The 26,372-nt window shown below is 72.6% G+C and carries 20 protein-coding genes; 11 read left to right on the plus strand and 9 right to left on the minus strand.

The annotated features are described in order from the left end of the window. Window positions 1-2 precede the first annotated feature (2 nt). Window positions 3-1,619 (minus strand): carboxyl transferase domain-containing protein, encoded by a 1,617-nt coding sequence (locus IE217_RS15310; protein ID WP_190178399.1) that lies wholly within the window; start codon window positions 1,617-1,619, stop codon window positions 3-5. 107 nt (window positions 1,620-1,726) lie between these two features. On the opposite strand from IE217_RS15310, the gene IE217_RS15315 reads away from it, so the two are divergent. The 4 genes from IE217_RS15315 (at window position 1,727) to IE217_RS15330 (ending at window position 5,663) form a co-directional block, all read left to right on the plus strand. Next, window positions 1,727-2,332 (plus strand): SACE_7040 family transcriptional regulator, encoded by a 606-nt coding sequence (locus IE217_RS15315; protein WP_190178400.1) that lies wholly within the window; start codon window positions 1,727-1,729, stop codon window positions 2,330-2,332. A 268-nt stretch (window positions 2,333-2,600) separates the two neighbouring features. Continuing rightward, complete coding sequence (locus IE217_RS15320) at window positions 2,601-3,758, plus strand: acyl-CoA dehydrogenase family protein (RefSeq protein ID WP_190178401.1); 1,158 nt, start codon at window positions 2,601-2,603, stop codon at window positions 3,756-3,758. 46 nt (window positions 3,759-3,804) lie between these two features. After that, a complete protein-coding gene (locus tag IE217_RS15325; protein ID WP_190178402.1) occupies window positions 3,805-4,677 on the plus strand; it encodes an acyl-CoA thioesterase in 873 nt (290 codons plus the stop codon). Window positions 4,678-4,682: 5 nt separating this feature from the next. Next, window positions 4,683-5,663: a cation diffusion facilitator family transporter gene (locus IE217_RS15330; RefSeq protein ID WP_190178403.1), complete on the plus strand. Its 981-nt coding sequence runs from the start codon at window positions 4,683-4,685 to the stop codon at window positions 5,661-5,663. Here the strand turns inward: IE217_RS15330 and IE217_RS15335 are convergent. The 3 genes from IE217_RS15335 to IE217_RS15345 form a co-directional block, all read right to left on the minus strand. Then, complete coding sequence (locus IE217_RS15335; protein WP_190178404.1) at window positions 5,638-6,021, minus strand: nuclear transport factor 2 family protein; 384 nt, start codon at window positions 6,019-6,021, stop codon at window positions 5,638-5,640. The two genes, IE217_RS15330 and IE217_RS15335, sit on opposite strands and share 26 nt — an antisense overlap. A 50-nt stretch (window positions 6,022-6,071) precedes the next feature. Next, on the minus strand, window positions 6,072-6,860 hold the full coding sequence (locus tag IE217_RS15340) for a phosphatase (protein WP_190178405.1): 789 nt from the start codon (window positions 6,858-6,860) through the stop codon (window positions 6,072-6,074). Window positions 6,861-6,950: 90 nt separating this feature from the next. Further along, window positions 6,951-8,570, minus strand: coding sequence for a PucR family transcriptional regulator (locus IE217_RS15345; protein WP_190178574.1), 1,620 nt, complete (start codon window positions 8,568-8,570; stop codon window positions 6,951-6,953). Window positions 8,571-8,767: 197 nt separating this feature from the next. On the opposite strand from IE217_RS15345, the gene IE217_RS15350 reads away from it, so the two are divergent. From IE217_RS15350 to IE217_RS15360, 3 genes are all read left to right on the plus strand, one after another. Next, window positions 8,768-10,228 carry a sodium:solute symporter family protein gene (locus tag IE217_RS15350; protein WP_190178406.1) on the plus strand — a complete coding sequence of 487 codons (1,461 nt, stop codon included), beginning with the start codon at window positions 8,768-8,770 and terminating at the stop codon, window positions 10,226-10,228. A 55-nt stretch (window positions 10,229-10,283) separates the two neighbouring features. Beyond that, complete coding sequence (speB, locus tag IE217_RS15355; protein WP_190178407.1) at window positions 10,284-11,252, plus strand: agmatinase; 969 nt, start codon at window positions 10,284-10,286, stop codon at window positions 11,250-11,252. Between the two features lie 207 nt (window positions 11,253-11,459). Continuing rightward, window positions 11,460-13,151, plus strand: coding sequence for a thiamine pyrophosphate-binding protein (locus tag IE217_RS15360; RefSeq protein ID WP_190178408.1), 1,692 nt, complete (start codon window positions 11,460-11,462; stop codon window positions 13,149-13,151). A gap of 42 nt (window positions 13,152-13,193) precedes the next feature. Here IE217_RS15360 and IE217_RS15365 read toward each other — a convergent pair whose 3' ends face one another. Together IE217_RS15365 and IE217_RS15370 are read right to left on the minus strand one after the other, a co-directional pair. Continuing rightward, a complete protein-coding gene (locus tag IE217_RS15365) occupies window positions 13,194-13,781 on the minus strand; it encodes a hypothetical protein (protein WP_190178409.1) in 588 nt (195 codons plus the stop codon). 72 nt (window positions 13,782-13,853) lie between these two features. Further along, on the minus strand, window positions 13,854-14,918 hold the full coding sequence (locus IE217_RS15370) for a NucA/NucB deoxyribonuclease domain-containing protein (RefSeq protein WP_190178410.1): 1,065 nt from the start codon (window positions 14,916-14,918) through the stop codon (window positions 13,854-13,856). A gap of 514 nt (window positions 14,919-15,432) precedes the next feature. On the opposite strand from IE217_RS15370, the gene IE217_RS15375 reads away from it, so the two are divergent. The 4 genes from IE217_RS15375 (at window position 15,433) to IE217_RS15390 (ending at window position 22,260) form a co-directional block, all read left to right on the plus strand. Then, window positions 15,433-16,353, plus strand: a complete 921-nt coding sequence (locus tag IE217_RS15375) for a serine hydrolase (protein ID WP_190178411.1) — start codon at window positions 15,433-15,435, stop codon at window positions 16,351-16,353. A 118-nt stretch (window positions 16,354-16,471) separates the two neighbouring features. Then, the gene (locus tag IE217_RS15380) at window positions 16,472-20,203 is read left to right on the plus strand and encodes an ABC transporter ATP-binding protein (protein ID WP_190178412.1); all 3,732 of its coding nucleotides are present in this window, start codon (window positions 16,472-16,474) and stop codon (window positions 20,201-20,203) included. 104 nt (window positions 20,204-20,307) lie between these two features. After that, window positions 20,308-20,697, plus strand: coding sequence for a hypothetical protein (locus tag IE217_RS15385; RefSeq protein WP_190178413.1), 390 nt, complete (start codon window positions 20,308-20,310; stop codon window positions 20,695-20,697). Between the two features lie 108 nt (window positions 20,698-20,805). Continuing rightward, window positions 20,806-22,260, plus strand: a complete 1,455-nt coding sequence (locus tag IE217_RS15390; protein WP_190178414.1) for a S28 family serine protease — start codon at window positions 20,806-20,808, stop codon at window positions 22,258-22,260. Between the two features lie 34 nt (window positions 22,261-22,294). Here IE217_RS15390 and IE217_RS15395 read toward each other — a convergent pair whose 3' ends face one another. From IE217_RS15395 to IE217_RS15405, 3 genes are all read right to left on the minus strand, one after another. Beyond that, on the minus strand, window positions 22,295-22,936 hold the full coding sequence (locus IE217_RS15395) for a hypothetical protein (RefSeq protein ID WP_373298033.1): 642 nt from the start codon (window positions 22,934-22,936) through the stop codon (window positions 22,295-22,297). Between the two features lie 136 nt (window positions 22,937-23,072). Further along, complete coding sequence (locus tag IE217_RS15400) at window positions 23,073-24,932, minus strand: glycoside hydrolase family 3 protein (RefSeq protein WP_229865309.1); 1,860 nt, start codon at window positions 24,930-24,932, stop codon at window positions 23,073-23,075. 397 nt (window positions 24,933-25,329) lie between these two features. Further along, window positions 25,330-26,247 carry a LysR family transcriptional regulator gene (locus tag IE217_RS15405; protein ID WP_190178416.1) on the minus strand — a complete coding sequence of 306 codons (918 nt, stop codon included), beginning with the start codon at window positions 26,245-26,247 and terminating at the stop codon, window positions 25,330-25,332. Between the last annotated feature and the right edge of the window lie 125 nt (window positions 26,248-26,372).

The raw sequence follows: 26,372 nt of genomic DNA on the forward strand, positions 1-26,372 counted from the left end.
CCTCACATCCGGAAGACGCCGAACTGGGGGTCACCCAGCGGGGCGTTGGCGCACGCGGTCAGGGCGAGGCCGACCACCTGGCGGGTCTCCAGCGGGTCGATCACGCCGTCGTCCCACAGGCGGGCGGTCGCGTAGTAGGCGTTGCCCTGGTGCTCGTACTGGGCGCGGACCGGGGCCTTGAAGGCCTCCTCGTCCTCGGCCGACCACTCCTCGCCGCGGGCCTCGAGCTGGTCCCTCTTGACGGTGGCGAGCACGGAGGCGGCCTGCTCGCCGCCCATCACCGAGATCTTGGCGTTGGGCCACATCCACAGGAAGCGGGGGGAGTAGGCCCGGCCGCACATCGAGTAGTTGCCCGCGCCGTAGGAACCGCCGACGACCACCGTCAGCTTGGGGACCCGGGTGCAGGCCACGGCCGTGACCATCTTGGCGCCGTGCTTGGCGATGCCGCCCGCCTCGTAGTCCCTGCCGACCATGAAGCCGGAGATGTTCTGCAGGAACAGCAGCGGGATGCCGCGCTGGTCGCACAGCTCGATGAAGTGGGCGCCCTTCTGGGCGGACTCCGAGAACAGGATGCCGTTGTTGCCGACGATGCCCACCGGGTGGCCGTGGATCCGGGCGAAGCCGGTGACCAGGGTCTGCCCGAACTCGGCCTTGAACTCGGCGAAGCGCGAGCCGTCGACCAGGCGCGCGATGATCTCGCGTACGTCGTAGGGCGTGCGGGAGTCCACCGGCACCGCGCCGTACAGCCCGTAGGGGTCGACCTTCGGCTCGACGGCCTCGGTGACCTCCCAGGGCAGCGACCCGCGCGCGGGGAGGGTGGCGACGATGTTCCGCACGATGCGCAGGGCGTGGGCGTCGTCCTCGGCGAGGTGGTCGGTGACGCCCGAGACGCGGGAGTGCACCTCGCCGCCGCCGAGCTCCTCGGCGGTGACGACCTCGCCGGTGGCGGCCTTCACCAGCGGGGGGCCGCCCAGGAAGATCGTGCCCTGATTGCGCACGATCACCGCCTCGTCGCTCATCGCCGGGACGTACGCCCCGCCGGCGGTGCACGAGCCGAGGACGGCGGCGATCTGCGGGATGCCGGCCCCCGACATCCGCGCCTGGTTGTAGAAGATCCGCCCGAAGTGCTCCCGGTCGGGGAAGACCTCGTCCTGCATGGGCAGGAACGCGCCCCCGGAGTCCACCAGGTACAGGCACGGCAGCCGGTTCTCCAGGGCCACCTCCTGGGCGCGCAGGTGCTTCTTCACCGTCATCGGGTAGTACGTCCCGCCCTTGACGGTGGCGTCGTTGGCGACGACCACGCACTCGCGGCCGCTCACCCGGCCGATGCCGGCGATGACCCCGGCGGCCGGGGCCTGCCCCTCGTACATCCCGTCGGCGGCCAGCGGCGCGAGCTCCAGGAACGGCGAGCCCGGATCCAGCAGCGTGTCCACGCGGTCGCGCGGCAGCAGCTTGCCCCGCGCGGTGTGCCGGGCGCGCGCCCGCTCGCCGCCGCCGAGCCGTGCGGCGGCGAGCTTTCCGCGCAGCTCCTCGACGAGCGCGCGGTGTGCCTGTTCGTTGGCTCGCCAGGCCTCCGACGCGGGATCGGCCGCGCTCGTCAGCTCCGGTGCCTCGTGCATCCCTGTGGTCCCCTCACCCTGTGGTTAGACGCGGTCCACTGTTAATGAGCGTTAACCCATCCCCATCAGGTTAACGAGCGCTAACGTCCCTGTCTAGAATTGTTCGCATGGCCACGCGAACCGACGCACCCACCCGCCGCGAGCAGATCCTCAAGGAAGCCGCGCGGCTCTTCGCCGAACGCGGCTTCCACGGCGTCGGCGTCGACGAGATAGGCGCCGCGGTGGGCATCAGCGGACCGGGTCTGTACCGGCACTTCCCGGGCAAGGACGCCATGCTCGCGGAGCTGCTGGTCGGCATCAGCGAGCAGCTGCTGACGGGAGCCAGGCGGCGCCTGGCGGAGACCGGCGGCGCGGCCGGGCCCGAGGCGGTGCTCGACTCCCTCATCGAGGGCCACATCGACTTCGCCCTCGACGACCGTCCCCTCATCACCTTGCACGACCGTGAGCTGGACCGCCTCCGGGACAGCGACCGCAAGCTCGTGCGGCAGCTCCAGCGGCAGTACGTGGAGCTGTGGGTGGAGGTCGTGCGGAAGGTTCATCCCGGCCTCGCCGAGCCCGCGGCCCGGTCGGCGGTGCACTCGGTGTTCGGGTTGCTGAACTCGACGCCTCATCTGGGGCGGCCGGGGTCGTCGCCCGGGCGGGCCGCCACGGCGGGGCTGTTGCACCGGATGGCCCGGGGGGCCTTCGCGGCGGCGTCGCCTGCGGCGGGCTGAGCGGGGGCGCCTATTGGGGTGGGGGCCTTGTCGTCCGGCGGGTGCTGGTGCGTTGTGGCCTGGCGCGCAGTTCCCCGCGCCCCTGCGGGGAGCGGGCTTCGCCCTGCCCCCTGCCCCTTGGCCCCTCTCCCCAGGCCCCCCTTGACCTCCCGCGTCCTTCCCGCGTGACGAGCGTTACGACGGGGTGTGCTTTACGGGTTCATCTACTCGCCGGTACGGTTGTGTGAGCAAGCGCTTAGACAGGTTCGATGTGCGTGGAGGTGGCGGCGTGCGCCGTACGGTGTTCAACGAGGATCACGAGGCGTTCCGGGAGACCCTCCGCGCCTTCATCGAGGCCGAGGTCGTGCCCGTCTACGACGAGTGGTTCACGCAGGGCATCGTGCCCCGCGAGTTCTACTACAAGCTCGCCGAGCTGGGCCTGTTCGGCATCAACGTGCCCGAGGAGTTCGGCGGCGCCGGCATCGAGTCGCACAAGTTCGAGGCCATCCAGTACGAGGAGACCGCCCGCGCGGGCGTCACCTTCGGCGGCTCCGGCGTGCACGTCCTGCTCGCCCTGCCGTACATCAAGATGCTCGCCACCGACGAGCAGAAGAAGCGCTACCTGCCCAAGTTCGTCTCCGCCGAGGAGATGTGGGCCATCGCGATGACCGAGCCGGGCACCGGCTCCGACCTCGCGGGCATGAAGACCACCGCCAGGCTCTCCGAGGACGGCACGCACTACGTCCTCAACGGCGCCAAGACCTTCATCACCGGCGGTGTCCACGCCGACAAGGTCATCGTCTGCGCCCGTACCTCCGCCCCGAAGGAGGACGACCGCCGCTTCGGCATCTCGCTGTTCGCGGTGGACACCAAGTCCGAGGGCTACTCCGTCGGCCGCAAGCTGGACAAGCTGGGCCTGCGCACCTCCGACACCGCCGAGCTGGCCTTCGTCGACGTCAAGGTGCCGGTCGAGGACCTGCTGGGCGAGGAGAACAAGGGCTTCTACTACCTCGGCCACAACCTCGCCTCCGAGCGCTGGGGCATCGCCTTCGGCGCCTACGCGCAGGCCAAGGCCGCCGTCCGGTTCGCCAAGCAGTACGTCCAGGACCGCACGGTCTTCGGCAAGCCGGTCGCCCACTTCCAGAACACCAAGTTCGAGCTGGCCGCCTGCCAGGCCGAGGTGGACGCGGCCGAGGCCGTCGCCGACCGCGCGACCGAGGCCCTGGACGCCGGCGAGCTGACCCCGGCCGAGGCCGCCTCCGCCAAGCTGTTCTGCACCGAGGTCGCGCACCGGGTCATCGACCGCTGCCTCCAGCTGCACGGCGGCTACGGCTACATGAACGAGTACCCGATCGCCCGTCTGTACGCGGACAACCGCGTGAACCGCATCTACGGCGGCACCAGCGAGATCATGAAGACGATCATCGCCAAGGACATGGGCCTGTAGGGTCCCCGGAAACCTCCAGGACAACGGTGCACGGTACAACTGGCATATGAGTCAGGCACTCCAGTCCCTGCTCGATCTGCTCGACCTCGAGCGGATCGAGCAGGACATGTTCCGCGGCCGGTCGCGCTCCGCGGTCGTCCCGCGCGTGTTCGGCGGACAGGTCGCGGCGCAGGCGCTGGTCGCCGCCGGGCGCACGGCCCCCGCGGACCGGCTCGCGCACTCGCTGCACGCCTACTTCCTGCGCCCCGGCGACCCGGGCGCGCCCATCGTCTACACGGTGGACCGCATCCGCGACGGCCGCTCCTTCACCACCCGCCGGGTGGTCGCGGTCCAGCACGGGCAGCCGATCTTCCACCTCTCGGCGTCCTTCCAGACGTACGAGGAGGGCCTGGACCACCAGGCGCCGATGCCGCCCGCCCCTCAGCCCGAGACGCTGCCGACCTCCGCCGAGCGGATGCGCGGCTACGACCACCTGCCGGCCGAGGTGGTGGAGCGGTTCATCGAGGCGCGCGAGGCCGTCGACCTGCGCTACGTCGACGAGCCGCCGTTCGGCAGCTTCGGCGAGCCGCGCGAGCCGCACTCGCAGGTGTGGTTCCGCACCAACGGCAAGCTCGACGACGACCCGCTGCTGCACGTCGTCCTCGCCACCTACGTCTCCGACATGACGCTGCTGGACTCGGTGCTGCTCGCGCACGGCCGGGGCGGCTGGGCGGTCGGTGACGTGGTCGGGGCATCGCTGGACCACGCGATGTGGTTCCACCGCCCCTTCCGTGCCGACGAGTGGCTGCTGTACGACCAGGAGTCGCCGTCCGCGCACGGCGGCCGGGGGCTCGGCCAGGCCCGCATCTACACGCAGGACGGCCGGCTGGCCATCTCGGTGATACAGGAGGGCGTGGTCCGCGTTCCCCGGGAACACTGAGGAGCATGGCGCAAACGGCGGGGCAGTCGGCACAGGACCGCAGCGGCGGCGGCGAGAGCACCTTCACGGTGATCGTCGCCGCCCTGGCCAATCTGGGGGTCGCGCTGGCCAAGGCGGTCGCGGGCGTGATCAGCGGCTCCAGCGCGATGCTGTCGGAGGCCGCGCACTCCGTCGCCGACACCGTCACCGAGGTGCTGCTGCTCACCGCGCTCAAACGGAGCGGGAAGCCCGCCGACGAGGAGCACCCGCTCGGCTACGGCCCCGAACGCTACGTCTGGGCGCTGCTCGCCGCCGTCGCCACCTTCGTCGGCGGCGCGGTCTTCTCCCTCTACGACGGCATCCACGCCCTCACCCAGGGCGAGGAGCTCGGCGACCCGCTCGCCTCCTACATCGTGCTCGGCGTGGCCTTCCTGCTGGAGGGCTTCTCGCTGCGCACCGGTGTGCGCCAGGCGCGCGGGGAGGCCTCGCGCCTGCGCGTGCCCTTCCGCCGCTATCTGCGCCGCACCGCGGACACCGCGGTCAAGGCCGTGGTCATGGAGGACTCCGCCGCGCTCGTCGGCCTGCTCCTCGCGGCCGGCGGCCTGCTCGGCGGCCAGCTCACCGGCTCCGGCGTCTGGGACGGCGTCGCCTCCCTGTGCATCGGCGTGCTCCTGCTGTACGTCGCCTGGGTCCTGGGCCGGTCCAACGTCGAACTGCTCGTCGGCCGCCCGCTGCCCAGCGCCACCCGCGAGCGCATCCGGCAGGAACTGCTGGCCGTGGAGCACATCGAGGACGTACTGGAGCTGACCACGCTGCTGCAGGGCCCGCGCGAGGCGCTGGTCGCCGCCAAGGTCGACTTCCGGGACGTGTCGACCGCGGCCCAGATCGAGTGGGCCTGCGAACGGGCCGAACAACGCCTGCGCGAGGCCTTCCCCTCGGTCAGCCGCGTCTACCTGGACCCGACCCCGCGGGACGGGAGCCTCAGAGCCGGCCCGGGCCGGGCTTGATGTCGCCCGCGAAGACGATCATCTGGTCGATGCGGTCCCGCCGCAGGTGCACCACGTCCGTGCCGGCCAGGCGCGGCCCGTCCTCCGGTGTGGTGAACACCCACTGGTAGCGGGCCCACTCGCCGGGCATGTCCACCGCCGAGCAGCGGACCATGGTGCCGGGGCCGGCCGGATGGCGGCGCAGGTCCAGCACGAACCGCTCCACCGCCTCGACGCCCTCGCTGCGTCCCAGCGGCCCCCAGAAGACGACGTCCGCGGTGAGGGCCTGGGACAGCAGCTCGGTCACGTACCGGTCGTCCGCGGCGTTGAACGCGGACACGAACATGTCGATCGCCGACTGGGCGGCTGCTTCGTCCATGCCCCAGTCATACCAGCCGCCGCCCGGTTCCCGGGCCCCCTTCCCGGCCGCTACGCCAGCCCCGCCTGGTCCAGGAGGTAGGCCGTCATCGGGTCGTAGTAGCGGGGGCTGAGCACGTGGTCGTCGAGGGGGACGGTCACCTGGAGGGTGCCCTCGGACTCGGCGAGGAAGAGGGCGGGGTCGTTGCAGTCGGCGTAGCCGACGGAGTCGACGCCGTGCTGCCCGGCGTACCCGGCCCAGCCGTGGTCGGCGACGACCAGGTCGGGCAGGGGGCGGCCCTCGCGCTCCAGGCCGGTGAGGATGGCCCGCATCGGCTCGCCGGAGTGGGTGTGCCACAGGGTGGCGCCGTGCTCCAGGACGGCCACGTCCGCGAACTGCATGACGTAACCCTCGTCGGTCCGCAGCCCGTCCGGGACGACGACGATCTCGCAGCCCGCGCCGCGCAGCGCGGCGGCCGTGGCGCGGTGCACGTCGAGCAGGCCGCCGGGGTGGCCGGTGGCCAGCAGGACCCGCTGCTGTCCGTCGGCCGCCTTGCGCAGCCGGCCCGCCAGCCGGTCCAGGGCGGCCACGGTCAGCTCGGGGTCGATGGTGTCCTGGCCGTGGCGGTGCTGCGGGTCGTCGCTCACGCCGGCGCGCTCCGCCATCACCGCGAGCACGTCCTGCTCGTCGCTCCAGCGGTCGCCGAGTTCCAGTCCGAGCCAGAAGTTGCGGTCGCCGTTGGCGAGCTTGCGGTAGTGGGAGAGGTTGTTCTCGCGCGGGGTGGCGACGTCCCCGGCGATACGGGTTCTGACGAGGTGGTCGACGAGCTCGGCGCGGCTGGGAGTCCCGGATATCGGCATGGCTCCCATTGTGGGGCAGGGGGCCGTGTCCGTCCCCGGCGTCCGGGCCGCTGGGACGCGGGTCACTTGTCGATCTTCCCGCGCGCCCGGTCAGACGCGGCGCAGCGCGAACCACAGCTCCATGCGTACGTCGGGGTCGTCCAGGTCGGCCTCCAGCAGGGCCGCGCAGCGGGCGATGCGCTGCCGGACGGTGTTGCGGTGCACCGCGAGGGCGACCGCGGTGCGGTCCCAGCTCCCGTGCAGGGAGAGCCAGGTGCGCAGGGTCTCGGTGAGCGCGGGCACCGCCTCGATCGGGGCGAGGAGCGCGCGGGCGTGCGCCTCGGCCTCGCCGGGCGGGACCAGTTCGGCGAGGCCGGGGCGGGAGCCGTGCCGTACCAGGGCGGTGCGGGTGGCGTGGGCCCTGGCCAGGGCGCGGGCGGCCTGGGTGTCGGCGGCCGGCCAGTCGCCGGGCACCGCGGGGGCGCTGACGCCGAGGGTCCAGCCGGGCTGCGCGGCCGGTTCCCGCCCGGCGGGGACCAGGACCCGTACGACACCGTCCGCGAGGTCCACCAGCGGTGAGCCGAGGGCCGCGCCGAGCGCGGAGGCGGCCACCGCGTCCGGGGCCTGCGCCTGCGGCCGCGCGTGCACCACGACCCACCGGCCGGACCCGAGCAGCGGCGCCACCTCATCGGGCGCGGCGCCCAGCAGCAGCCGCACCAGCGCCGAGGAGCGGGCCGCGCCCGCGCCGCTCTGGTGTTCGCCGGTGAGCAGCGAGAGCAGTACGGCGGCGACGGAGGCGATGGTGTGGTCGCCGGGGTCGCGGTGCGGTGAGGCCACGGCGAGCACGAAGCCCCGGCCGGCGCCGAGGGCGTAGGCGGCGAGGTGACTGCCGCCGGCGGTGTCGGTGGCGGAGGCGGGCGCGGGACGGGGGGCGTCGGAGGGCGCGGGGCGCACCACCGCGGCCAGTTCGGCGAGGGCCGCGCGCACCTGCTCGGCCGGTTCGCGGCCCGCCGCGGCGATCTCCGTGCCGTCGGGCCCGTGCAGCACCGCGCGGCCGTCCACCCGCTGGGCCAGCCGGCGCAGCACCGAGGGCACCGGGTCGGGGCGGGAGGCGGCGGCCGCCAGGCTCTGCTGGGCCTCGGTGACACGCCGCAGCTCGGCGAGCCTGGCCTGCGCCATCAGCTGCCAGACCGCTCGGGCCACCCCGGAGAAGGTGGTCTGCGGCGGGACCTCCAGGAGCGGCAGGCCGTGCCTGTCGCAGGCCGCGGCCAGGGCGGGCGGGACCGTGTCGTGCACCGGCGCCAGCCCGAAGCCGAGTGCCGCGCCGCCCGCCGCGACGATCCGCGAGACGTAGCCGTCGAAGTACCTGCCCGCCGGGTCGGCGACCGCCGTCGCCGGCACGTGCACCCCCGCCGTGAGCAGCAGCTCGCCGCCCAGCAGGTACGGGTAGGGGTCGGCCATCTCCGAGGTGTGCGCCCAGTGGATCACGGTGTCCTCGGCCGCGGGGCCGGCGATCCGGCGCAGGGCGAGGTCCTCGCGTGCGAGCAGGGCCGTGAGCGGGACGGGCGGGGTCGGCGGGACGGAAGGGGCCAAAGAAGCCGCCGGTGTGCCCTGTGCCGCTTGTGCTTGTGCGGCCCGCGTCGCCGAAGGGGCCGGTGGTGGAGCCGCCGGGGCCGGTGGGGCTCCGGGAGGAAGCGGTCCCGCGGTCGCGGGGTGCTGCGCCTCGGGCATGGTGTGCGTTTCCTCCACGGTGAGCCCCCTCGAATGGATGAAACGTACACTTCGCAGTCGCTTTCCGGCCACCTACTGTCATTTCCAGACCGGCAGCCGCGGGTACGGGCGGATGTCCCCGCGAGCCGCTGCCGACGTCCCCACCCCCACGTATCTGCACGACACGCCACCGGAATGTGCGCGAAGGAGGGCCCCACATGGCCGTCGACTACACAGTGATCGTCGTCTATCTGGCCGGCATGCTGGCCATGGGCTGGTGGGGCATGCGCCGCGCCAGGTCCAAGAGCGAGTTCCTGGTGGCGGGCCGCCGCCTGGGGTCCGCGATGTACTCCGGCACCATGGCGGCGATCGTGCTCGGCGGCGCGTCCACCATCGGCGGCGTCGGCCTCGGCTACAAGTACGGCCTGTCGGGCGCGTGGATGGTCTTCACCATCGGCCTCGGCCTGCTCGCGCTGTCGGTGTTCTTCTCCGCCCGCATCGCCCGCCTGAAGGTCTACACCGTCTCCGAGATGCTCGACCTGCGCTACGGCGGCCGGGCCGGCGTCATCTCGGGCGTGGTCATGTGGGCGTACACCCTGATGCTGGCCGTCACCTCGACCATCGCCTACGCCACGATCTTCGACGTCCTGTTCGACATGAACCGCACCGTCGCGATCATCCTCGGCGGCTCTATCGTCGTCGCGTACTCCACGCTCGGCGGCATGTGGTCGATCACGCTGACCGACATGGTGCAGTTCGTGGTCAAGACGATCGGCGTGCTGCTCCTGCTGCTGCCCATCGCGGTCGTCAAGGCGGGCGGCTTCAGCGAGATGAAGGCCAAGCTGCCGACCTCCTACTTCGACCCGCTGGGCATCGGCGGCGAGACGATCTTCACCTACGTCCTGATCTACACCTTCGGCATGCTCATCGGCCAGGACATCTGGCAGCGCGTGTTCACCGCCCGCAGCGACACCACCGCCAAGTGGGGCGGCACGGTGGCCGGAACCTACTGCCTGGTCTACGCGCTCGCCGGCGCCGTCATCGGCACCGCCGCCAAGGTCATCTACCCGAACCTGGGCAGCGCCGACGACGCCTTCGCCACCATCGTCAAGGACGAACTGCCCGTCGGAGTGCGCGGACTGGTGCTGGCCGCCGCCCTGGCCGCCGTGATGTCCACCTCCTCGGGCGCCCTGATCGCCTGCGCGACCGTCGCCAACAACGACATCTGGTCCCGGCTGCGCGGCGTCGTCCGGCCCTCCGGCGAGCAGCACGACGAGGTCAGGGGCAACCGCCTGTTCATCCTGATCATGGGTGTGGGCGTCATCGGCACCGCCATCGCGCTGAACAACGTCGTCGAGGCGCTCACCGTGGCCTACAACCTCCTCGTCGGCGGACTGCTCGTGCCGATCCTCGGCGGCCTGCTGTGGAAGCGCGGCACCGTGCAGGGCGCGCTGGCCTCCGTGATCGTCGGCGGCCTCGCGGTCGTCGGCCTGATGGCGGCCTTCGGCATCCTGGCCAACGAGCCCGTCTACTACGGCCTGCTGTCCTCCCTGGTCGCCTACGTCGCCGTCTCGCTCGCCACCCGGCCGACCGACGAGGCCGTCCTCGCCGCCTGGCGCGAGCGCCTCGCCGGGCGCACCCCCGACCTCGCCCCCGAACCGGTCCCGGCTCACCAGTAGAGTCATACGAAAGCAGTACATGCGCGACGAAGCGCAAGAAGAAAGGCATTTCATCATGAGCAGCAGCGAGACGCCCCGCGGCCCCGTCGACTCCTCCCGCGTCCCGCGGTACGCCGGCCCCGCGACCTTCGCCCGGCTGCCCCGCCTCGACGAGGTCGGCCGCGCCGACGTCGCCGTCGTGGGCGTGCCGTTCGACTCCGGCGTCTCGTACCGGCCGGGCGCCCGCTTCGGCGGCAACGCGATCCGCGAGGCGTCCCGGCTGCTGCGCCCCTACAACCCCGCGCAGGACGCGTCCCCCTTCGCCCTCGCGCAGGTGGCCGACGGCGGCGACATCGCCGTCAACCCGTTCAACATCAACGAGGCCGTGGAGACCATCGAGGCCGCCGCCGACGACCTCCTCGGCACCGGCGCCCGCCTGATGACGCTGGGCGGCGACCACACCATCGCGCTGCCGCTGCTCAGGTCCGTCGCCAGGAAGCACGGCCCGGTGGCCCTGCTCCACTTCGACGCCCACCTCGACACCTGGGACACCTACTTCGGCGCCGAGTACACCCACGGCACCCCGTTCCGCCGCGCGGTGGAGGAGGGCATCCTCGACACCGAGGCGCTCTCCCACGTCGGCACCCGCGGCCCGCTCTACGGCAAGCAGGACCTCACCGACGACGAGAAGATGGGCTTCGGCATCGTCACCTCCGCGGACGTCTACCGCCGCGGCGCCGACGAGGTCGCCGACCAGCTCCGTCAGCGCGTCGGCGACCGCCCGCTGTACATCTCCATCGACATCGACTGCCTCGACCCGGCCCACGCGCCCGGCACCGGCACCCCCGAGGCCGGCGGCATGACCTCCCGCGAACTGCTGGAGATCCTGCGCGGACTGGCCTCCTGCAACCTGGTGTCGGCGGACGTCGTCGAGGTCGCCCCGGCCTACGACCACGCCGAGATCACCTCGGTGGCCGCCTCCCACACCGCGTACGAACTGACCACCATCATGAGCCGCCAGATCGCGGCGGCCCGCGACGCGTAGGGTCTTTCGTCTGGATCATGCCGGATCAGGGAGCGGGGTCCGGTGCCGTGCGTCGCAAGGCGGAGGAGGGCGTCATGGCGGAGCCATGGCAACCGACGACAACGCCGCGAGGCGCGGTGCCAGGGCCCGCGAGCCCGGCATGATCCAGACGAGAGGCCCTGGCCTCGAACGCCGTCGCCCGCAAGCCTCCTAGGAGACCGAGCCCCAGTGACTCACGACCACGACCTGGTACTCCGCCCGACGCCCGCCCAGATCGAGGCGGCGCTGAACCCCCCGCCGGGACGCAACGGCGGAGACCTGGTCGTGGAGACCCTCACCGGGCTCGGCGCGACCACCGTCTTCGGACTGCCCGGTCAGCACGCCCTCGGCATGTTCGACGCGCTGCGCCGCTCGGACCTGCGCTACGTCGGCCTGCGGGTGGAGAACAACGCGGGCTTCGCGGCGGACGCCTACGGCAGGGTCACCGGCGAGGCGGCCCCGCTGCTGCTGTCCACCGGGCCGGGGGCCCTGACCTCCCTGGCCGCGCTCCAGGAGGCCGCCGCCGCCTCCGCGCCCGTCCTGGCCATCAGCAGCCAGGTCCCCACGGCCGGGCTCGGCGGCGGCCGCCACGGCTATCTGCACGAACTGCCCGACCAGGCGGCCTCGTTCCGGGGCGTGGTGAAGTCCGTCCACACGGTCCGCGCCCAGTCACAGATCCCCTCCGCGATCGCCGCGGCCTGGAAGTCGGCGCTGACCGTCCCGCACGGCCCTGTGTGGGTGGAGATCCCGCAGGACGTGCTGCTCGCCAAGACCTCCCTGCCGGTGGTGACGGCCGTGGACGCCACCCCCGACGAACTCGCCCCGCGTCCCGAACTGACCGCCGTGGCGGCCGAGTCGCTGTCCAGGGCCGAGCGCCCGGCGGTCATCGCGGGCGGGGGAGTGGTCCGCGCGGACGCCTCCGGCAAGCTGCTCGCGCTGGCCGAGAAGCTGAACGCCCCCGTGGTCACCACCTTCGGCGGCAAGGGCGCCTTCCCCTGGGAGCACCCGCTGTCCCTCCAGTCCTGGCTGGAGGACCGGCACACCACCGACTTCCTCGAGGACGCCGACGTACTGCTGGTGGTCGGCTCCGGGCTCGGCGAACTCTCGTCCAACTACCACACGTTCGAGCCGCGCGGCCGGGTGATCCAGATCGAGGCCGACCTCGGCAAACTGGAGTCCAACCACCCCGCCCTCGGCATCCACGCCGACGCCCGCCTCGCGCTCCAGGCGCTGCTGGAGACCGTGGAGGAGCGGACGGACCCGGGCGCGCCGGACCGCGTGCGCGAGGTGCTGGGCAAGGTCCGCGAGCGCATCGCCGCGCAGGAACTCACCCTGGAACAGGACGTGCTGGCCGCCGTCCGCCGCGCCCTGCCCCCGGACTCCCCGTCCTTCTGGGACATGACGATCCTCGCGTACTGGGCCTGGTCGGCCTTCGACGCGCAGAGCCCCAACACCATGCACTCGGCCCAGGGCGCCGGCGGCCTCGGCTACGGCTTCCCCGCGGCCCTGGGTGCGGCGGCCGCGGACCCCACGCGTCCCGTCCTCGCCGTCTCCGGCGACGGCGGCGCGCTGTACTCGATCGCCGAGCTGGCCACGGCACGCCAGTACGGCCTGAACGTCACCTGGCTGATCGTCGACGACGGCGGCTACGGCATCCTGCGCGAGTACATGACCGACGCCTTCGGCCAGGCCACGGCGACGGAGCTGACCCGGCCCGACTACGTGGCCCTGGCCGAGTCCTTCGGCGTCCCGGGCCTGCGCACCACCCCCGGGACGCTGGAGACCGACCTCGCCAAGGCCCTGGCCGAGCCGGGCCCGTCCGTGGTCGTCCTCCCGGCGGTCCTGCGCATGTTCGCACCGACGCACCTGGGCACGGACTGATCACCCCATCGCCTGTGCACGTCAAGAGCGCAAGGCACCGGCTCAACCGCCGTGGGCGGGGTGATCCGGCCCGTAGCCGGACGTCTTCTCGGTGAACCAGGAAGGGACCTGCCCCTTGGGCTCGGCGCCCTCGCCGCGCAACGACGCCCCGAACCGGCTCACCGCCTTGTGGGTGACGGGGTCGGCAAGGGGCGCCGGCCAGAGCTGGAGCAGATAGGTCTCCACCGGGTCGCCCTCGTCGCGTACGTCGCCGTCGTCGCGGTGGCGGCCGTGGGCCAGGAGGCGGTAGGGGCCGGGGCCGGGCAGGGTCAGCCGGGGAGCGTCCTCGGGGTCTTCCTCGTCAGGGCCGACGCAGACGCGCGTGGTGGTCCAGGTGAAGGAGATCTCGGCGACGTCCTGCCAGTCGTCAAGGTGGAGGGCGGGAGGGCCGTCCCAGAGTTCGGCGGTGACATCTACGTCACCGCCCTCGGTGGCACAGATGACGGCGGCGTAGTCCTCCCGCGCCGAGACGATCCCGTTGGCGTCGTAGTCGAGGGGGACGTCCTCGAAGGTGTCGAGGTCGATCAGGTCGAGGGTGCCGTGGGCGACGAAGAGACGGGGGTCGTGAACGCGCTCGATGAGTGAGGCCATGGCAGGGGCTCCTGGCGAAGAGAGGGGGCAGCGAAAGCGCTGCCCCCTTCGGTGTGCGCTACGCGGCCGACGTTACGGGCACTGCACCAGCGGGCGCATCACGGAAGTGGCGGCCGACGCCGGGACGTTGGTGACGGAGACCCAGAACTTGTCGTTCTCCAGCAGGCGGTTGGCGTTGTACCAGGCCTTGCGCGCGCCGCCCTCGCGACTGTTCTGCGTCGCGGGCACCATGTGGCACGAGAAGTCCGGGTTGACGCTGGCGCCCTGGTGGGTGGACGCGAACGGGTACTCGTCACAGCTCTTGCCGGACGGGCGCGGGATCGAGGACGGGCAGGCGGTACGCCGGTTGGCGCGGATCAGGGAACGGTCCATCGTCCGCGTCAGCTCCGGGCCGTGACCCTGCCAGCCCCAGTGGTGCGTGAGGTTGCGCTGCGCCCACAGGATGTGCCACGCGACCTGGTCGTAGGGGCCGGTGACGGATATGTCGTAGGTGGGGGTGTAGTCGGGGTAGACGCAGCCGCCGGTGGCGACCGGGCTCATGCGCGGCGTGTTGTCACAGCGCACGTTGAGCTTCGGACCCAGGTCGATGGTGACCGGGGTGTAGGGCGCGGCCTCGTAGTTGAGGTGGGGAGCCTGGGCGTCGGTGGTGGTGACGGATCCGGGGGAGTCGATGACCAGGTCCCAGTTCCGCGTCGTGCCCAGGGTGGTGATCTGCGGGGTGCCGCCGGTGGCGGTGCAGGATCCGCACGTCTCGGTGAGGGTGGCGACGCCGAGTTCGGCCGCCGCGACGGTGGTGGACTCCAGCGTCAGGGTGACGTGGTCGGTCCACTTGTGCCGGTTGCGGTTGTCGAGCTGGACGCTGGAGGTCCAGGCGAAGTTGGCGCTGCCCTGGTACTGGTGCTCGGGCTCGATGTAGAAGTCGACGCGCAGGCCGCCGGAGGCGCACGAACTGGTGCGGTCCTCCCTGACCTGGCCGACCGTGCACGACACCGAGTCGACGTGTCGCGTCGACAGGGTGGTGAGGTGCGCGACGGCGCTGTGACGGGGCTTGGGCGACGGAGCGGCTTGCGCGTCCGCGGCGAACATGGCACCGATCGCCATGAACGCGGTGAGGAGAGCCGCCCCCCGTTTGAGCATTCTCACGAGCATGTCCTTTCGCCGGTTTTGGCGTGGCCATGCTTCACAGGGGCTTGATGGGGCGTCAACGGCCTTTGTGGGCCTAGTGGTTCATCTCGGACACCGGTGTCACCTGGGCAGGAGGGCCCACGTGGTGGCCAGGCGCTGGCTGTGAGGGGCCGGGTGCCGGAGCGGGGCGGGGATCCTTGTCCCAAATCCTCCTTCCGCGACAGCGAAGGGCTGTCGTCTCAGGTGGAGGGCGTGTGGAGAGCGCGGAAAGGAAGTGAAGCCTCCGCCGGAGCCTCCCCGGAGGCCGGAGGCCGGAGGCCGGAGGCCTGAGGCCGGGGGCCGGGGATCGGGGGCCGGGGTCTTCGGCGGGCGCGAGCCGGATGCCGTACGCCCGGACCTTCGAGCCCCGTTCCCCGTGACGCCCGTACAACCTCCCGCCACTCCGGTGAGTCCCACCTGGCAGCGCACGGGTGCGCTCAACGGCGTTCAGGGGGACGCCAGTACGACGTTCGAGGGGAAACTTCTCATGACTCACCGGACATCCGGCCGCACCGGCGTGCTCGCCGCGGCCCTCGGTGCCGCCGTGCTCGTGCCGACCGCGGTCGTCGCCACACCGGCCGCCGCGGCCACCGCACCCACCGCCAGCTGCACCTCCGGCAAGTCCGGGCTGGCCGCCAAGCTGCGGCAGGACATCACCGCGGCCATGGCCGGCCGCAAGGGCACCATCGCCGTCGGCCTGCGCGACCGCGGTACCGACACCACCTGCACGCTGCGGGAGTCGACCGCCTACGACTCCGCCAGCGTGGTCAAGGTGACCGTGCTCGCCACGCTGCTGTGGGACGCCAAGAAGCACAACCGCTACCTCACCTCGCGTGAGGTCACGCTCACCAAGGCGATGATCACCCAGTCCGACAACAACGCGACCAGCGCCCTGTGGAAGCAGCTCGGGGTGACCAAGGTCAAGGGCTTCCTCACCGCGGCCGGCATGACCCAGACCAAGCCGGGCGCGAACGGCTACTGGGGCCTGACCCAGATCACCGTGCGCGACGAGCAGAAGCTGCTGGGGCTGATCACCGCGAAGAACTCCGTGCTGAGCGACAACGCCCGCGCCTACATCCTCAAGCTGATGGGCCAGGTCGTCTCCTCCCAGCGCTGGGGCACGCCCGCCGGGGCGCCGTCCTCCGTCTCCGTGCACGTCAAGAACGGCTGGCTCCAGCGGGCCACGCACGGCTGGCGCGTGCACAGCGTCGGCACCTTCAAGGGCGCCGGCCACGACTACATGATCACGGTGCTCACCCAGGACAACAGCACCATGAGCTACGGCGTCACCACCATCCAGAACATAGCCAAGGCCATCCACAAGGACCTGATCCCGGCCACCACGAGCCGCTACGCCCCGACCACGACCCCCAGGGAGTCCTTCGTGGCGGTCCCCCCGGGCGCCTGATCCCCGGGGGCACCCCCCCCGCCCGGCGGAGCGTTTTGTTGCAGAGGGATGAAATCCGCATCCCCCGGCGTTGATGCCTTCCGGAAGATCAGGTCGGCTGAAGGAAGGCGGCTCCCGCGTGGGTGCGCAACGGGGATGGGGACGGCGGCTCGGCGGGTACGCCTGGCGTTATCCGAAGGACGTCGTCCTGGCCCTCGGGTCCTCGCTGGCCGGCATGGCCGTCATGGCGCTGGTCCCGCTGATCACGAAGGTGATCATCGACGACGTGATCGGCTCCCACACCAAGCCGATGGCCCCCTGGGCCGGCGCCCTGATCGGCGCCGCGCTGCTCGTCTACGCGTCGACCTACGTCCGCCGCTACTACGGCGGCCGCCTCGCCCTCGACGTCCAGCACGACCTCCGCACGGAGATGTACGGCACGATCACCCGCCTCGACGGCCGCCGCCAGGACGAGCTGTCGACCGGGCAGGTCGTCGGCCGCGCCACCAGCGACCTCCAGCTGATCCAGGGCCTGCTGTTCATGCTGCCGATGACGATCGGCAACGTCCTGCTCTTCCTGATCTCCCTGGTGATCATGGCCTGGCTGTCGCTGCCGCTGACCCTGGTCGCCCTCGCCGTCGCCCCCGCCCTCGGCTGGATCGCCCGCCGCAGCCGCACGAAGCTGCACCCGGCCACCTGGTACGCGCAGGCCCAGGCCGCCGCCGTCGCCGGTGTGGTCGACGGCGCGGTCGGTGGCGTACGCGTGGTGAAGGGCTTCGGGCAGGAGGAGCAGGAGACCGGCAAACTGCGCGAGGTGGGCCGCCGGCTCTTCGCCGGCCGCCTGCGCACGATCCGGCTGAACGCGCGCTTCACCCCCGCCCTCCAGGCCGTCCCCGCCCTCGGCCAGGTCGCCATGCTGGCCCTCGGCGGCTGGCTGGCGGTCGAGGGCCACATCACCCTCGGCACGTTCGTCGCCTTCTCCACCTACCTCGCCCAGCTCGTCGGCCCGGTCCGCATGCTCGCCGTCGTCCTCACCGTCGGCCAGCAGGCCCGCGCCAGCACCGAACGCGTGCTGGAGCTGATCGACACCGAGCCCACGCTCGCCGACGGCACCCTCGAACTGCCCGCCGACGCCCCCGCGACCGTCGAGTTCGACGACGTCTCCTTCGGCTACGAGCAGGAGGCGGGCGCCGCCACCCCGGTCCTCGAAGGGCTCAGCTTCGAGATACGCCCCGGCGAGACCCTCGCCGTCGTCGGCTCCTCCGGGTCCGGCAAGTCCACCCTCTCCCTCCTCCTGCCCCGCTTCTACGACGTCACCGGGGGCGCCGTCCGCGTCGGCGGCCACGACGTGCGCGAGCTCACCCTCGACTCGCTGCGCGCCGCGATCGGCCTGGTCCCCGAGGACTCCTTCCTCTTCTCCGACACCGTCCGCGCCAACATCGCCTACGGCCGCCCCGACGCCAACGAGGAGCAGATCGAGGCCGCCGCCCGCGCCGCCCAGGCGCACCGCTTCATCGCCGAGCTGCCCGAGGGCTACGACACCAAGGTCGGCGAGCAGGGCCTGACCCTCTCCGGCGGCCAGCGCCAGCGCGTCGCCCTCGCCCGCGCCATCCTCACCGACCCGCGCCTGCTCGTCCTCGACGACGCCACCTCCGCCGTCGACGCCCGCGTCGAGCACGAGATCCACGAGGCGCTCCGCCAGGTCATGGAGGGCCGCACCACCCTCCTCATAGCCCACCGCCGCTCCACCCTCAACCTCGCCGACCGCATCGCCGTCCTCGACGGCGGCCGCCTCGCCGACATAGGCACCCACGCCGAGCTCCAGGAGCGCTGCGCGCTCTACCGCCGCCTGCTCACCGACCCCGACGAGCTCGGCGGCGTCTCCCCGGGCCACGCCCCGCCCGCCGCCCCGCCGGAGGACACCTCCGTACGGGAGGAACTGGACGCCGAGTTCGACGCCGAGCGCGGGATCACGCCCAAGCTGTGGTCCGGCGAGCGTGAACCCAGGGACGCGGCGATGGCCGGCACCCCCGCCACCCCCGAGCTCCTCGCCCAGGTCGAGGCGCTGCCGCCGGCCACCGACACCCCGGACGTCGACGAGGAACGCGCGGTGCGCCCCGAGGCCTCCTACGGCCTGCGCCGCCTGCTGCACGGCTTCGGCCTGCCCCTCCTGGTCAGCCTCGCCCTGGTCGCCGTGGACGCCGGCGCGGGCCTGCTGCTTCCCGTCCTGATCCGGCACGGCATCGACCAGGGCGTGAGCAGGATGGCCCTCGGCGCCGTCTGGACGGCCTCGCTGCTCGGGCTGCTCGTCGTGCTCGCCCAGTGGGCGGCGCAGACCGGCGAGACCCGCATGACCGGCCGCACCGGCGAGCGCGTGCTGTACGCGCTGCGGCTGAAGATCTTCGCCCAGCTCCAGCGGCTCGGCCTGGACTACTACGAGCGCGAGCTGACCGGCCGGATCATGACGCGCATGACGACCGACGTGGACGCGCTGTCCACGTTCCTCCAGACCGGCCTGGTCACGGCGTTCGTCTCGGTCGTCACCTTCTTCGGCATCATGGTCGCCCTGCTGGTGATCGACGTGGAGCTGGCGCTGGTCGTCTTCGCCACCCTGCCCCCGCTGATCGTCGCCACCTTCTTCTTCCGCCGGGCGAGCGTGAAGGCGTACCAGCTCGCCCGCGAGCGGGTGTCCGTGGTCAACGCGGACCTCCAGGAGACGGTGGCCGGGCTCAGGATCGTGCAGGCCTTCCGGCGCGAGCGCGACGGCGGCCGCCGCTTCGCCGAGCGCAGCGACAGCTACCGCCGCGCCCGCATCCGCGGCCAGTGGCTGATCTCCGTCTACTTCCCCTTCGTGCAGCTGCTGTCCTCGGTCGCCGCCGCCTGCGTGCTCATCGCGGGCGCGGGCCGGGTGGAGGCGGCCACGCTGACCACGGGCGCCCTGGTGGCGTACCTGCTCTACATCGACCTGTTCTTCGCGCCCGTCCAGCAGCTCTCCCAGGTCTTCGACGGCTACCAGCAGGCCTCGGTCTCCCTCGGCCGCATCCAGGAGCTGCTCCAGGAGCCCACCTCCACCCGGCCCGCCGACGCACCCCTCGACGTGCCCGCGCTGCGCGGCGAGATCGCCTTCGAGAACGTGCGCTTCGCCTACGGCGACGGCGAGGAGGCCCTGAGCGGAATCGACCTGCGCATCCCCGCCGGGCAGACCGTCGCCTTCGTCGGCGAGACCGGCGCGGGCAAGTCGACCCTGGTCAAGCTGGTCGCCCGGTTCTACGACCCGACCGGCGGCCGGGTCACCGCCGACGGCACGGACCTGCGCGAGCTGGACCTGACGGCGTACCGGCACCGGCTCGGCGTCGTACCGCAGGAGGCGTACCTCTTCCCCGGCACCGTCCGCGACGCCATCGCCTACGGGCGCCCCGACGCCACCGACGCCGAGGTGGAGGCCGCCGCCCGGGCGGTCGGCGCGCACGAGATGATCGCCACCCTGGCCGGCGGCTACCTGCACGAGGTCGCCGAGCGCGGCCGCAACCTGTCGGCCGGCCAGCGCCAGCTCATCGCCTTGGCCCGCGCCGAACTCGTCGACCCCGACGTGCTGTTGCTCGACGAGGCGACGGCCGCCCTCGACCTCGCCACCGAGGCCCAGGTCAACCGGGCCACCGACCGGCTCGCCGGCCGCCGTACGACCCTGGTGGTCGCGCACCGGCTGACCACGGCCGCCCGCGCCGACCGGGTCGTGGTGATGGACCACGGCCGCGTCGTCGAGGACGGCACGCACGACGAACTGCTCGCCCTCGGCGGGCGGTACGCCGCACTGTGGCGGACCTTCGTCGGCGCGCCCGGGCCGGAGGAACCGGTCGGCGCGTCCCGCTGACGACGGCAGGGAACCCGGCCGGGCAACCATTCGGGGTACGTCGTGCGTCCGTACATCTGTACGCCTGTACGTCCAGACGCGTGTCGCAAGGGGGAGGGTCGATCGTGGACAGTGGTGCGATACGGCGGCGGGCCGGGTTGGGCCTGGCGGTGCTGACCGGATCCGGACTGCTGGCGCTCGCCGTTCCCGGCACCGCCCAGGCCGCCGACTCCACCTGCTCGGGCCGCGAGGTCAAGTCCCTGCCGTTCACCACCGGCACGGTCCACGTCTACAAGCGCGACGGCTACGTCTGCGCGCTGACCACCCCCGACCAGCCGGGCCGCAAGCAGTTCATGTCGGTGACCGTGCAGGCCCGCGGCAACCGCCCGGTCACCGACAAGGGCCGCTTCACCTACCACGCCGGCCCCGTCACCGTGCACGCCGGCCACCGCTGCGTGCGGGTCTCCGGAGCCGTGGGATCCGGCTCGGTGTCGAGCGGCTGGATCCTGTGCTGAACGGCCGAACAGGCCCGCGGATCGCCCGGTGAATCGCCGACTCCTCTGGTGCGGGGGCGAGTTGCTCCGATAGCTTCCGGCGCACATCTGTCTCACAGGGGAGTGTGCATGCGCAAGGCGCTCAGATGGCTGCTGGCGCTCGCGGTGCTCATCGGCACCATGAGCACGGCGGGGGCGGCCACCGCCGCGGCCCGGCCGGAGGCCACGAACACCACCACGAGCAACGGCGACACCGACATCCTGGACCGGCTCCTCGCCGTCAAGGGCATGAGCCTGATCGAGGAGAAGCCCTACCCCGGCTACCGCTTCTTCGTCCTGAACTACACCCAGCCGATCGACCACCGGCACCCCTCCGAGGGCACCTTCCAGCAGCGGATCACCGTGCTGCACAAGGGAGTCGACCGCCCGACCGTCTTCTACACCGGCGGCTACAACGTCTCCACCAACCCCAGCCGCCGCGAGCCGACCCAGATCGTGGACGGCAACCAGGTCTCCATGGAGTACCGCTTCTTCACCCCCTCCCGCCCGGCCCCGGCCGACTGGTCCAAGCTCGACATCTGGCAGGCGGCGAGCGACCAGCACCGCATCTTCCAGGCCCTCAAGCCGCTCTACCCGCACAACTGGATAGCCACCGGCGGCTCCAAGGGCGGCATGACGGCCACCTACTACGAGCGCTTCTACCCGCGTGACATGGACGGCGTGGTCGCCTACGTGGCGCCCAACGACGTGGTGAACGACGAGGACTCCGCCTACGACCGCTTCTTCACCACCGTCGGCACCAAGGAGTGCCGCGACCGGCTGGACGCAGTGCAGCGCGAGGCGCTGGTGCGCCGCGAGCCGCTGGAGAGGAAGTACGCGCAGTACGCCGCCGGCAACGGCTACACCTTCACCACCATCGGCGGCCTCGACAAGGCCTACGAGGCGGTCGTCCTCGACTACGTCTGGGGCTTTTGGCAGTACAGCCTGCTGAAGGACTGCGACACCGTCCCGGCCGACGCCAGGAACGCCACCGACCAGCAGATCTGGGACTCCGTCGACACCATCTCCGGCTTCTCCGCCTACACCGACCAGGGCCTGGAGACCTACACGCCGTACTACTACCAGGCAGGCACCCAGCTCGGCGCGCCGACGGTCCACTTCCCGTACATCGAGAAGAAGCTGATCCGCTACGGCTACCAGCCGCCGCGCAACTTCGTGCCCCGCTCGATCCCGATGCGGTTCCAGCCGAACGCGATGCGGGACGTGGACACCTGGGTGCGCCACCACGCCCACCACATGCTCTTCGTCTACGGCCAGAACGACCCGTGGGGCTCGGAGCGCTTCCGCCTCGGCCACGGGGCCCGCGACTCCTACGTCTTCACGGCCCCCGGCATGAACCACGGCGCCAACGTGGCCGGTCTGGTCGCCGACGAGAAGGCGCTGGCCACCGCGCGCATCCTGACCTGGGCCGGTGTCGCGAGCCCCGCGGTCGCCTCCGACCCGTCGGCGGCGAAGCCGCTGGCGCGCCACGACGCGAAGCTGGACGTGCGTGACGTGGAAAGGGAGCCGGCCCTCAGGCCGTGACCTTCCCCGACGGCGCGGCGCCCGGGGACGCCCCTCACAGTCTCCGGGCGCAGCCCACCGGCTCCTCACCGCCCAGCTGCACGTACAGCGCGGTGGCCGGCGGGCACTCGGCGCGGCGGGCGACGGCCCGGGTCACCCGGTACTCGGGCCGGTGCTTCCCCGTCCCGTCGCAGGCGGTCTCGCGCACCTCGCCCCGGCCGGTGCCGTAGACGCAGTCGCCGACGATCGTGCGCGGGCCGCCCCCGCCGCCGGGGTCGCCCGGGTGCGGCGGTTCGAGGTTGCGCATGCAGGCGTAGCCGCGAGGTACGGCACGGTCGCCGGCCGCCCCGGCCGGGGCCCGCTGGGCGCTGATGTGGAGCACGAAGTCGGTGGTCGCGGGGCAGGCCGGGCCGTGGTCCGGGTCCCCGTCGTGGCGGGCGACCACCCGGGCCGCCGCCCGCTCGCCGTCGCACGGCACCTCGGTGAAGGTGGTGGTGCCGAAGGAACTGCACGCGCCGACCCCGAGAAACACCGTGCCGTAGTTGGAGGGCCGCGCGGAGGCGGGAGCGGCGCCCGGCCGATTCCGCGCCCCCTCCTGCCCGGCCCCTTCCGGCGCCCTCTGGCAGCCGGTGACGGCCAGCAGCGCGGCGAGCAGCGCGGCCCCCGCCCCGACGGACCATCTCGCACCCATCGCCATCCCCCCGATCACCGCACCCGGTCCAGCGTGGCCCGCGGCGGTGGGCCACGCCAGGCGTATGGGGTGGTTCGGGTCATAGTGCGGTGTTCCGCCGGGTGCGCGGCGTACGTCTCGTACGCCCGCGGTGCCGGACCGGCTAGTACGACAGGCCGTACCCGATGGGGTACAGCACCTTCGCCGGATCGTCCGCCCGCTGCACCGGCACCGGCAGCCTCCCGCGCGGCCGGACCCGGCCGGCGATGACCCGGGCGGCGGCGCGCAGCTCCACGTCCGTCCAGGAGTAGGTCGCCAAGCAGGCCGGCACGCCGGGCAGTTGGGCGATGTCGTAGGGGTTGCGGACGGCGACGGCGACGACCGGCCTCCCGGTGGCGAGCAGCCGCTCGACCAGGGTCCGCTGCGCGCTGCCCGCGGTGACGTTGTACGTCCCGACCACCACCGCGTCCGCGTCCCCGGCCGCGGCGACCGCCTGGTCGATCACCGTGGCGGAGGGGGTGATGCCGGTGGACAGGGCGGTGGCGGTGAAGCCGAGTTCGGTCAGGGCGGCCGCGAGCACGCCGGTGGGCGGCCCGGTGGTGCCCGAGGGGGAGGCGGGGTCGGCGCCGACCACCAGCAGCCTGCGGTGCGTGCGCCGGGACAGGGGCAGCAGGCGGCCCTCGTTGGCCAGCAGGGTCGTCGTGCGCTCGGCGATGCGGTCGGCCTCGGCCAGGTGCTGCCGGGTGCCCACCGTGCGGTCCACGCCGGCCCCGCTGACGTAGGGCTCCTCGAAGAGGCCGAGGCGCGCCTTGAGCCGCAGGATGCGCAGGATCGATTCGTCGAGCCGCGCCTCGGTGAGTTCGCCCTCGCGCACGGCCTTCAGCACGGCGTTCCAGGCGACGTCCAGGGAGGGCGGGTTGAGCAGCTGGTCGACGCCCGCCTTCAGGGCGAGCACCGGCACCCGGTCGTCGCCGTACTTGGTGCGCACGCCCTCCATGCCGAGCGAGTCGGTGACCACCACGCCGTCGTAGCCGAGTTCGCCGCGCAGGATGCCGGTGAGGATCGGATGGGAGAGGGTGGCCGGGTCGCCGGAGTCGTCGAGCGCCGGGAACTGGATGTGCGCGGTCATGACGCAGTCGATCCCGGCCCTGATCGAGGCCCGGAACGGCACCGCGTCCAGCTTCTCCCACAGCTCGCGGCTGTGGGTGATGACCGGGAAGCCGTAGTGGCTGTCGACGGCGGTGTCGCCGTGCCCGGGGAAGTGCTTGGTGGTGGCGGCGACGCCCGAGCCCTGATAGCCCTTCACCTCGGCCGCCACCAGCCCGGCCACGGCCTCCGGGTCGGCGCCGAAGGACCGTACGCCGATGACCGGGTTGGCCGGGTTGACGTTCACGTCGGCGTCGGGGGAGTAGTCCTGGTTGATGCCGATGGCGCGCAGCTCGGCGCCGGAGATGCGGCCCAGGGTGCGGGCGTCGGCGCGCGAACCCCCGGCCCCGATCGCCATGGCGCCCGGGAAGAGTGTGGCGGGCTTGCCCACCCGGCACACGATGCCGTGCTCCTGGTCGGTGGTGACCAGCACGGGCAGACCGCGCGGCTGGGCGAGCGAGGCGTGCTGGATGCCGTTGGAGAGGGCGGCGATCTGGTGCGGGTCGCGGGTGTTGTGGGCCCAGGTGAAGTAGATGATGCCGCCGACGCGGTACCTGGCGATCAGCTCGGCGGCGGTGCGAACGCCGATCTCCTTGAGGTTGGCGTCGATGTCGGCCTGGTCGGGGTCGGTGGCCGAGTGGCCGTAGACCCGCATCACGAACAGCTGGCCGACCTTCTCCTCCAGCGTCATCCGGGAGATGAGGGCGTTCAGACGGCGGTCCCCTGCGGGCGAGGCCGCGTGCGCGGCGCCGGCCGCCGTCGCGTCGGCAGCGAGGGCGGCGGTCAGGCCCGCGGTGGCGGCGAGGACCGTGCGTCTGGAGGGGCGGGCGGAGGGCTTGGTGGAGGTTGGGGCGGAGGGGCGTGTGGAGTCGGGCACGTGCGCTCCTTCCGGAGGTGTTCCGTTGAAGGAAACTTCCAAGGAGCCACCAATATCCGGGAAGTTTCTGCCAGTCAAGGGAACGCGCAGCACCCGTGCGGGCGGTGCGCGGGGCGCCGGCCCCGCCGGAAAGGGGCCGCCATCGGCGCAGTTGGAGGGGGGCGCACCGATGGCGGCGTGCCGCCGGCCGCGGTGCGGAGGAGAGGGTGGTCGGCGATCGCAGCCAGCAGCGAGGGCCGACACCGCACCGCGCAGACTCGTCCGGAGGCTTGCCGGTTGGACGAGCGGGGCGGTTGCGGGGTTCCCCGGCGGGGGCGGTTCCGGGAAGTCGGTACGGGGGTGGTGCGGAGGGGGCGGAGGGACCGGCGGGGCGGGGAGCCGGGGCGGGCGCGGGAGGTCACCGGTGCCGGGGCGCGGCCACCTCGGGCCAGTGCTCCCTCAAGGTGCGCACGGTCTCGGCGATGGCCGGGCGGCGGGCGGCGCCCTTACGCCACAGCGCGTACAGCCGCCGTACGGGCACGGGGTCGAGCGGCACCTCGACGACCCCCTCGGGCAGCGGGCCGCGGCCCAGCCGCGGGATCAGCGCCACGCCGAGTCCCGCGGCGACCAGAGCCACGAGCGTGGGGTTCTCCTCGGCCTGGTGGACGACCTCCGGCTCGTGGCCGGCCGCGCGCAGGGTGCGCAGCAGCCAGTCGTGGCAGACCCGCCCCGGCGGCTGGCAGACCCAGCGCTCGCCGCCCAGCTCCGAGCGCTGCACCCCGCTCCGTCCCGCGAGCCGGTGCCCCACGGGCACCAGCAGGTCGCACAGGTCCTCGCCGATGGCCGCGTGCTCGACCCCCTCCGGCGCGGGCAGCGGCGCGATGTCCCAGTCGTGCGCGACCGCGAGGTCGACGGCACCCTTGGCGACGAGGCCGACGGACAGGTGGGGGTCGATCTCGGTGAGCCGTGCGTCCAGGCCGGGGTGGCGCCTGGCCAGGTCCGCGAGGACCGGCGGCAGCAGGCCGCGGGCCGCCGAGGGGAACGCGGCCACCGTCAGCCGCCCGGCCGGCACCCCGCGCCGCTCCTCCAGCTCGGTCTCGGCCCTCTCCACGATGGCGAGCAACTCACCGGCGGTGGCGACCAGTTGCCGCGCCTCGTCGGTGAGCCGCACGCCCCGTCCGGCCCGCTCCAGGAGCACGGTCCGCGTCTCGCGCTCCAGCTTGGCGATCTGCTGGGACACGGCCGAGGAGGTGTAGCCGAGCGCGACGGCGGCCGCCCCGACGCTGCCGTGCACGGAGACGGCGTGCAGGGCACGCAGACGCTGCAGATCGAGCACGAGTGACTCCCGCCGTTCAAGGGGTCGATGCGTTCATGGCGCCGGTGCCCGCCTGGGACCGGTTAGCGATGCTTCAGGCAACACTCCATCAATCATCGCTGGTGCTTCATGGTCCGGGGAAGTGA

Origin of the sequence: Streptomyces naganishii JCM 4654 (assembly GCF_014650575.1) — a bacterium.
GTDB lineage: Bacteria > Actinomycetota > Actinomycetes > Streptomycetales > Streptomycetaceae > Streptomyces > Streptomyces naganishii.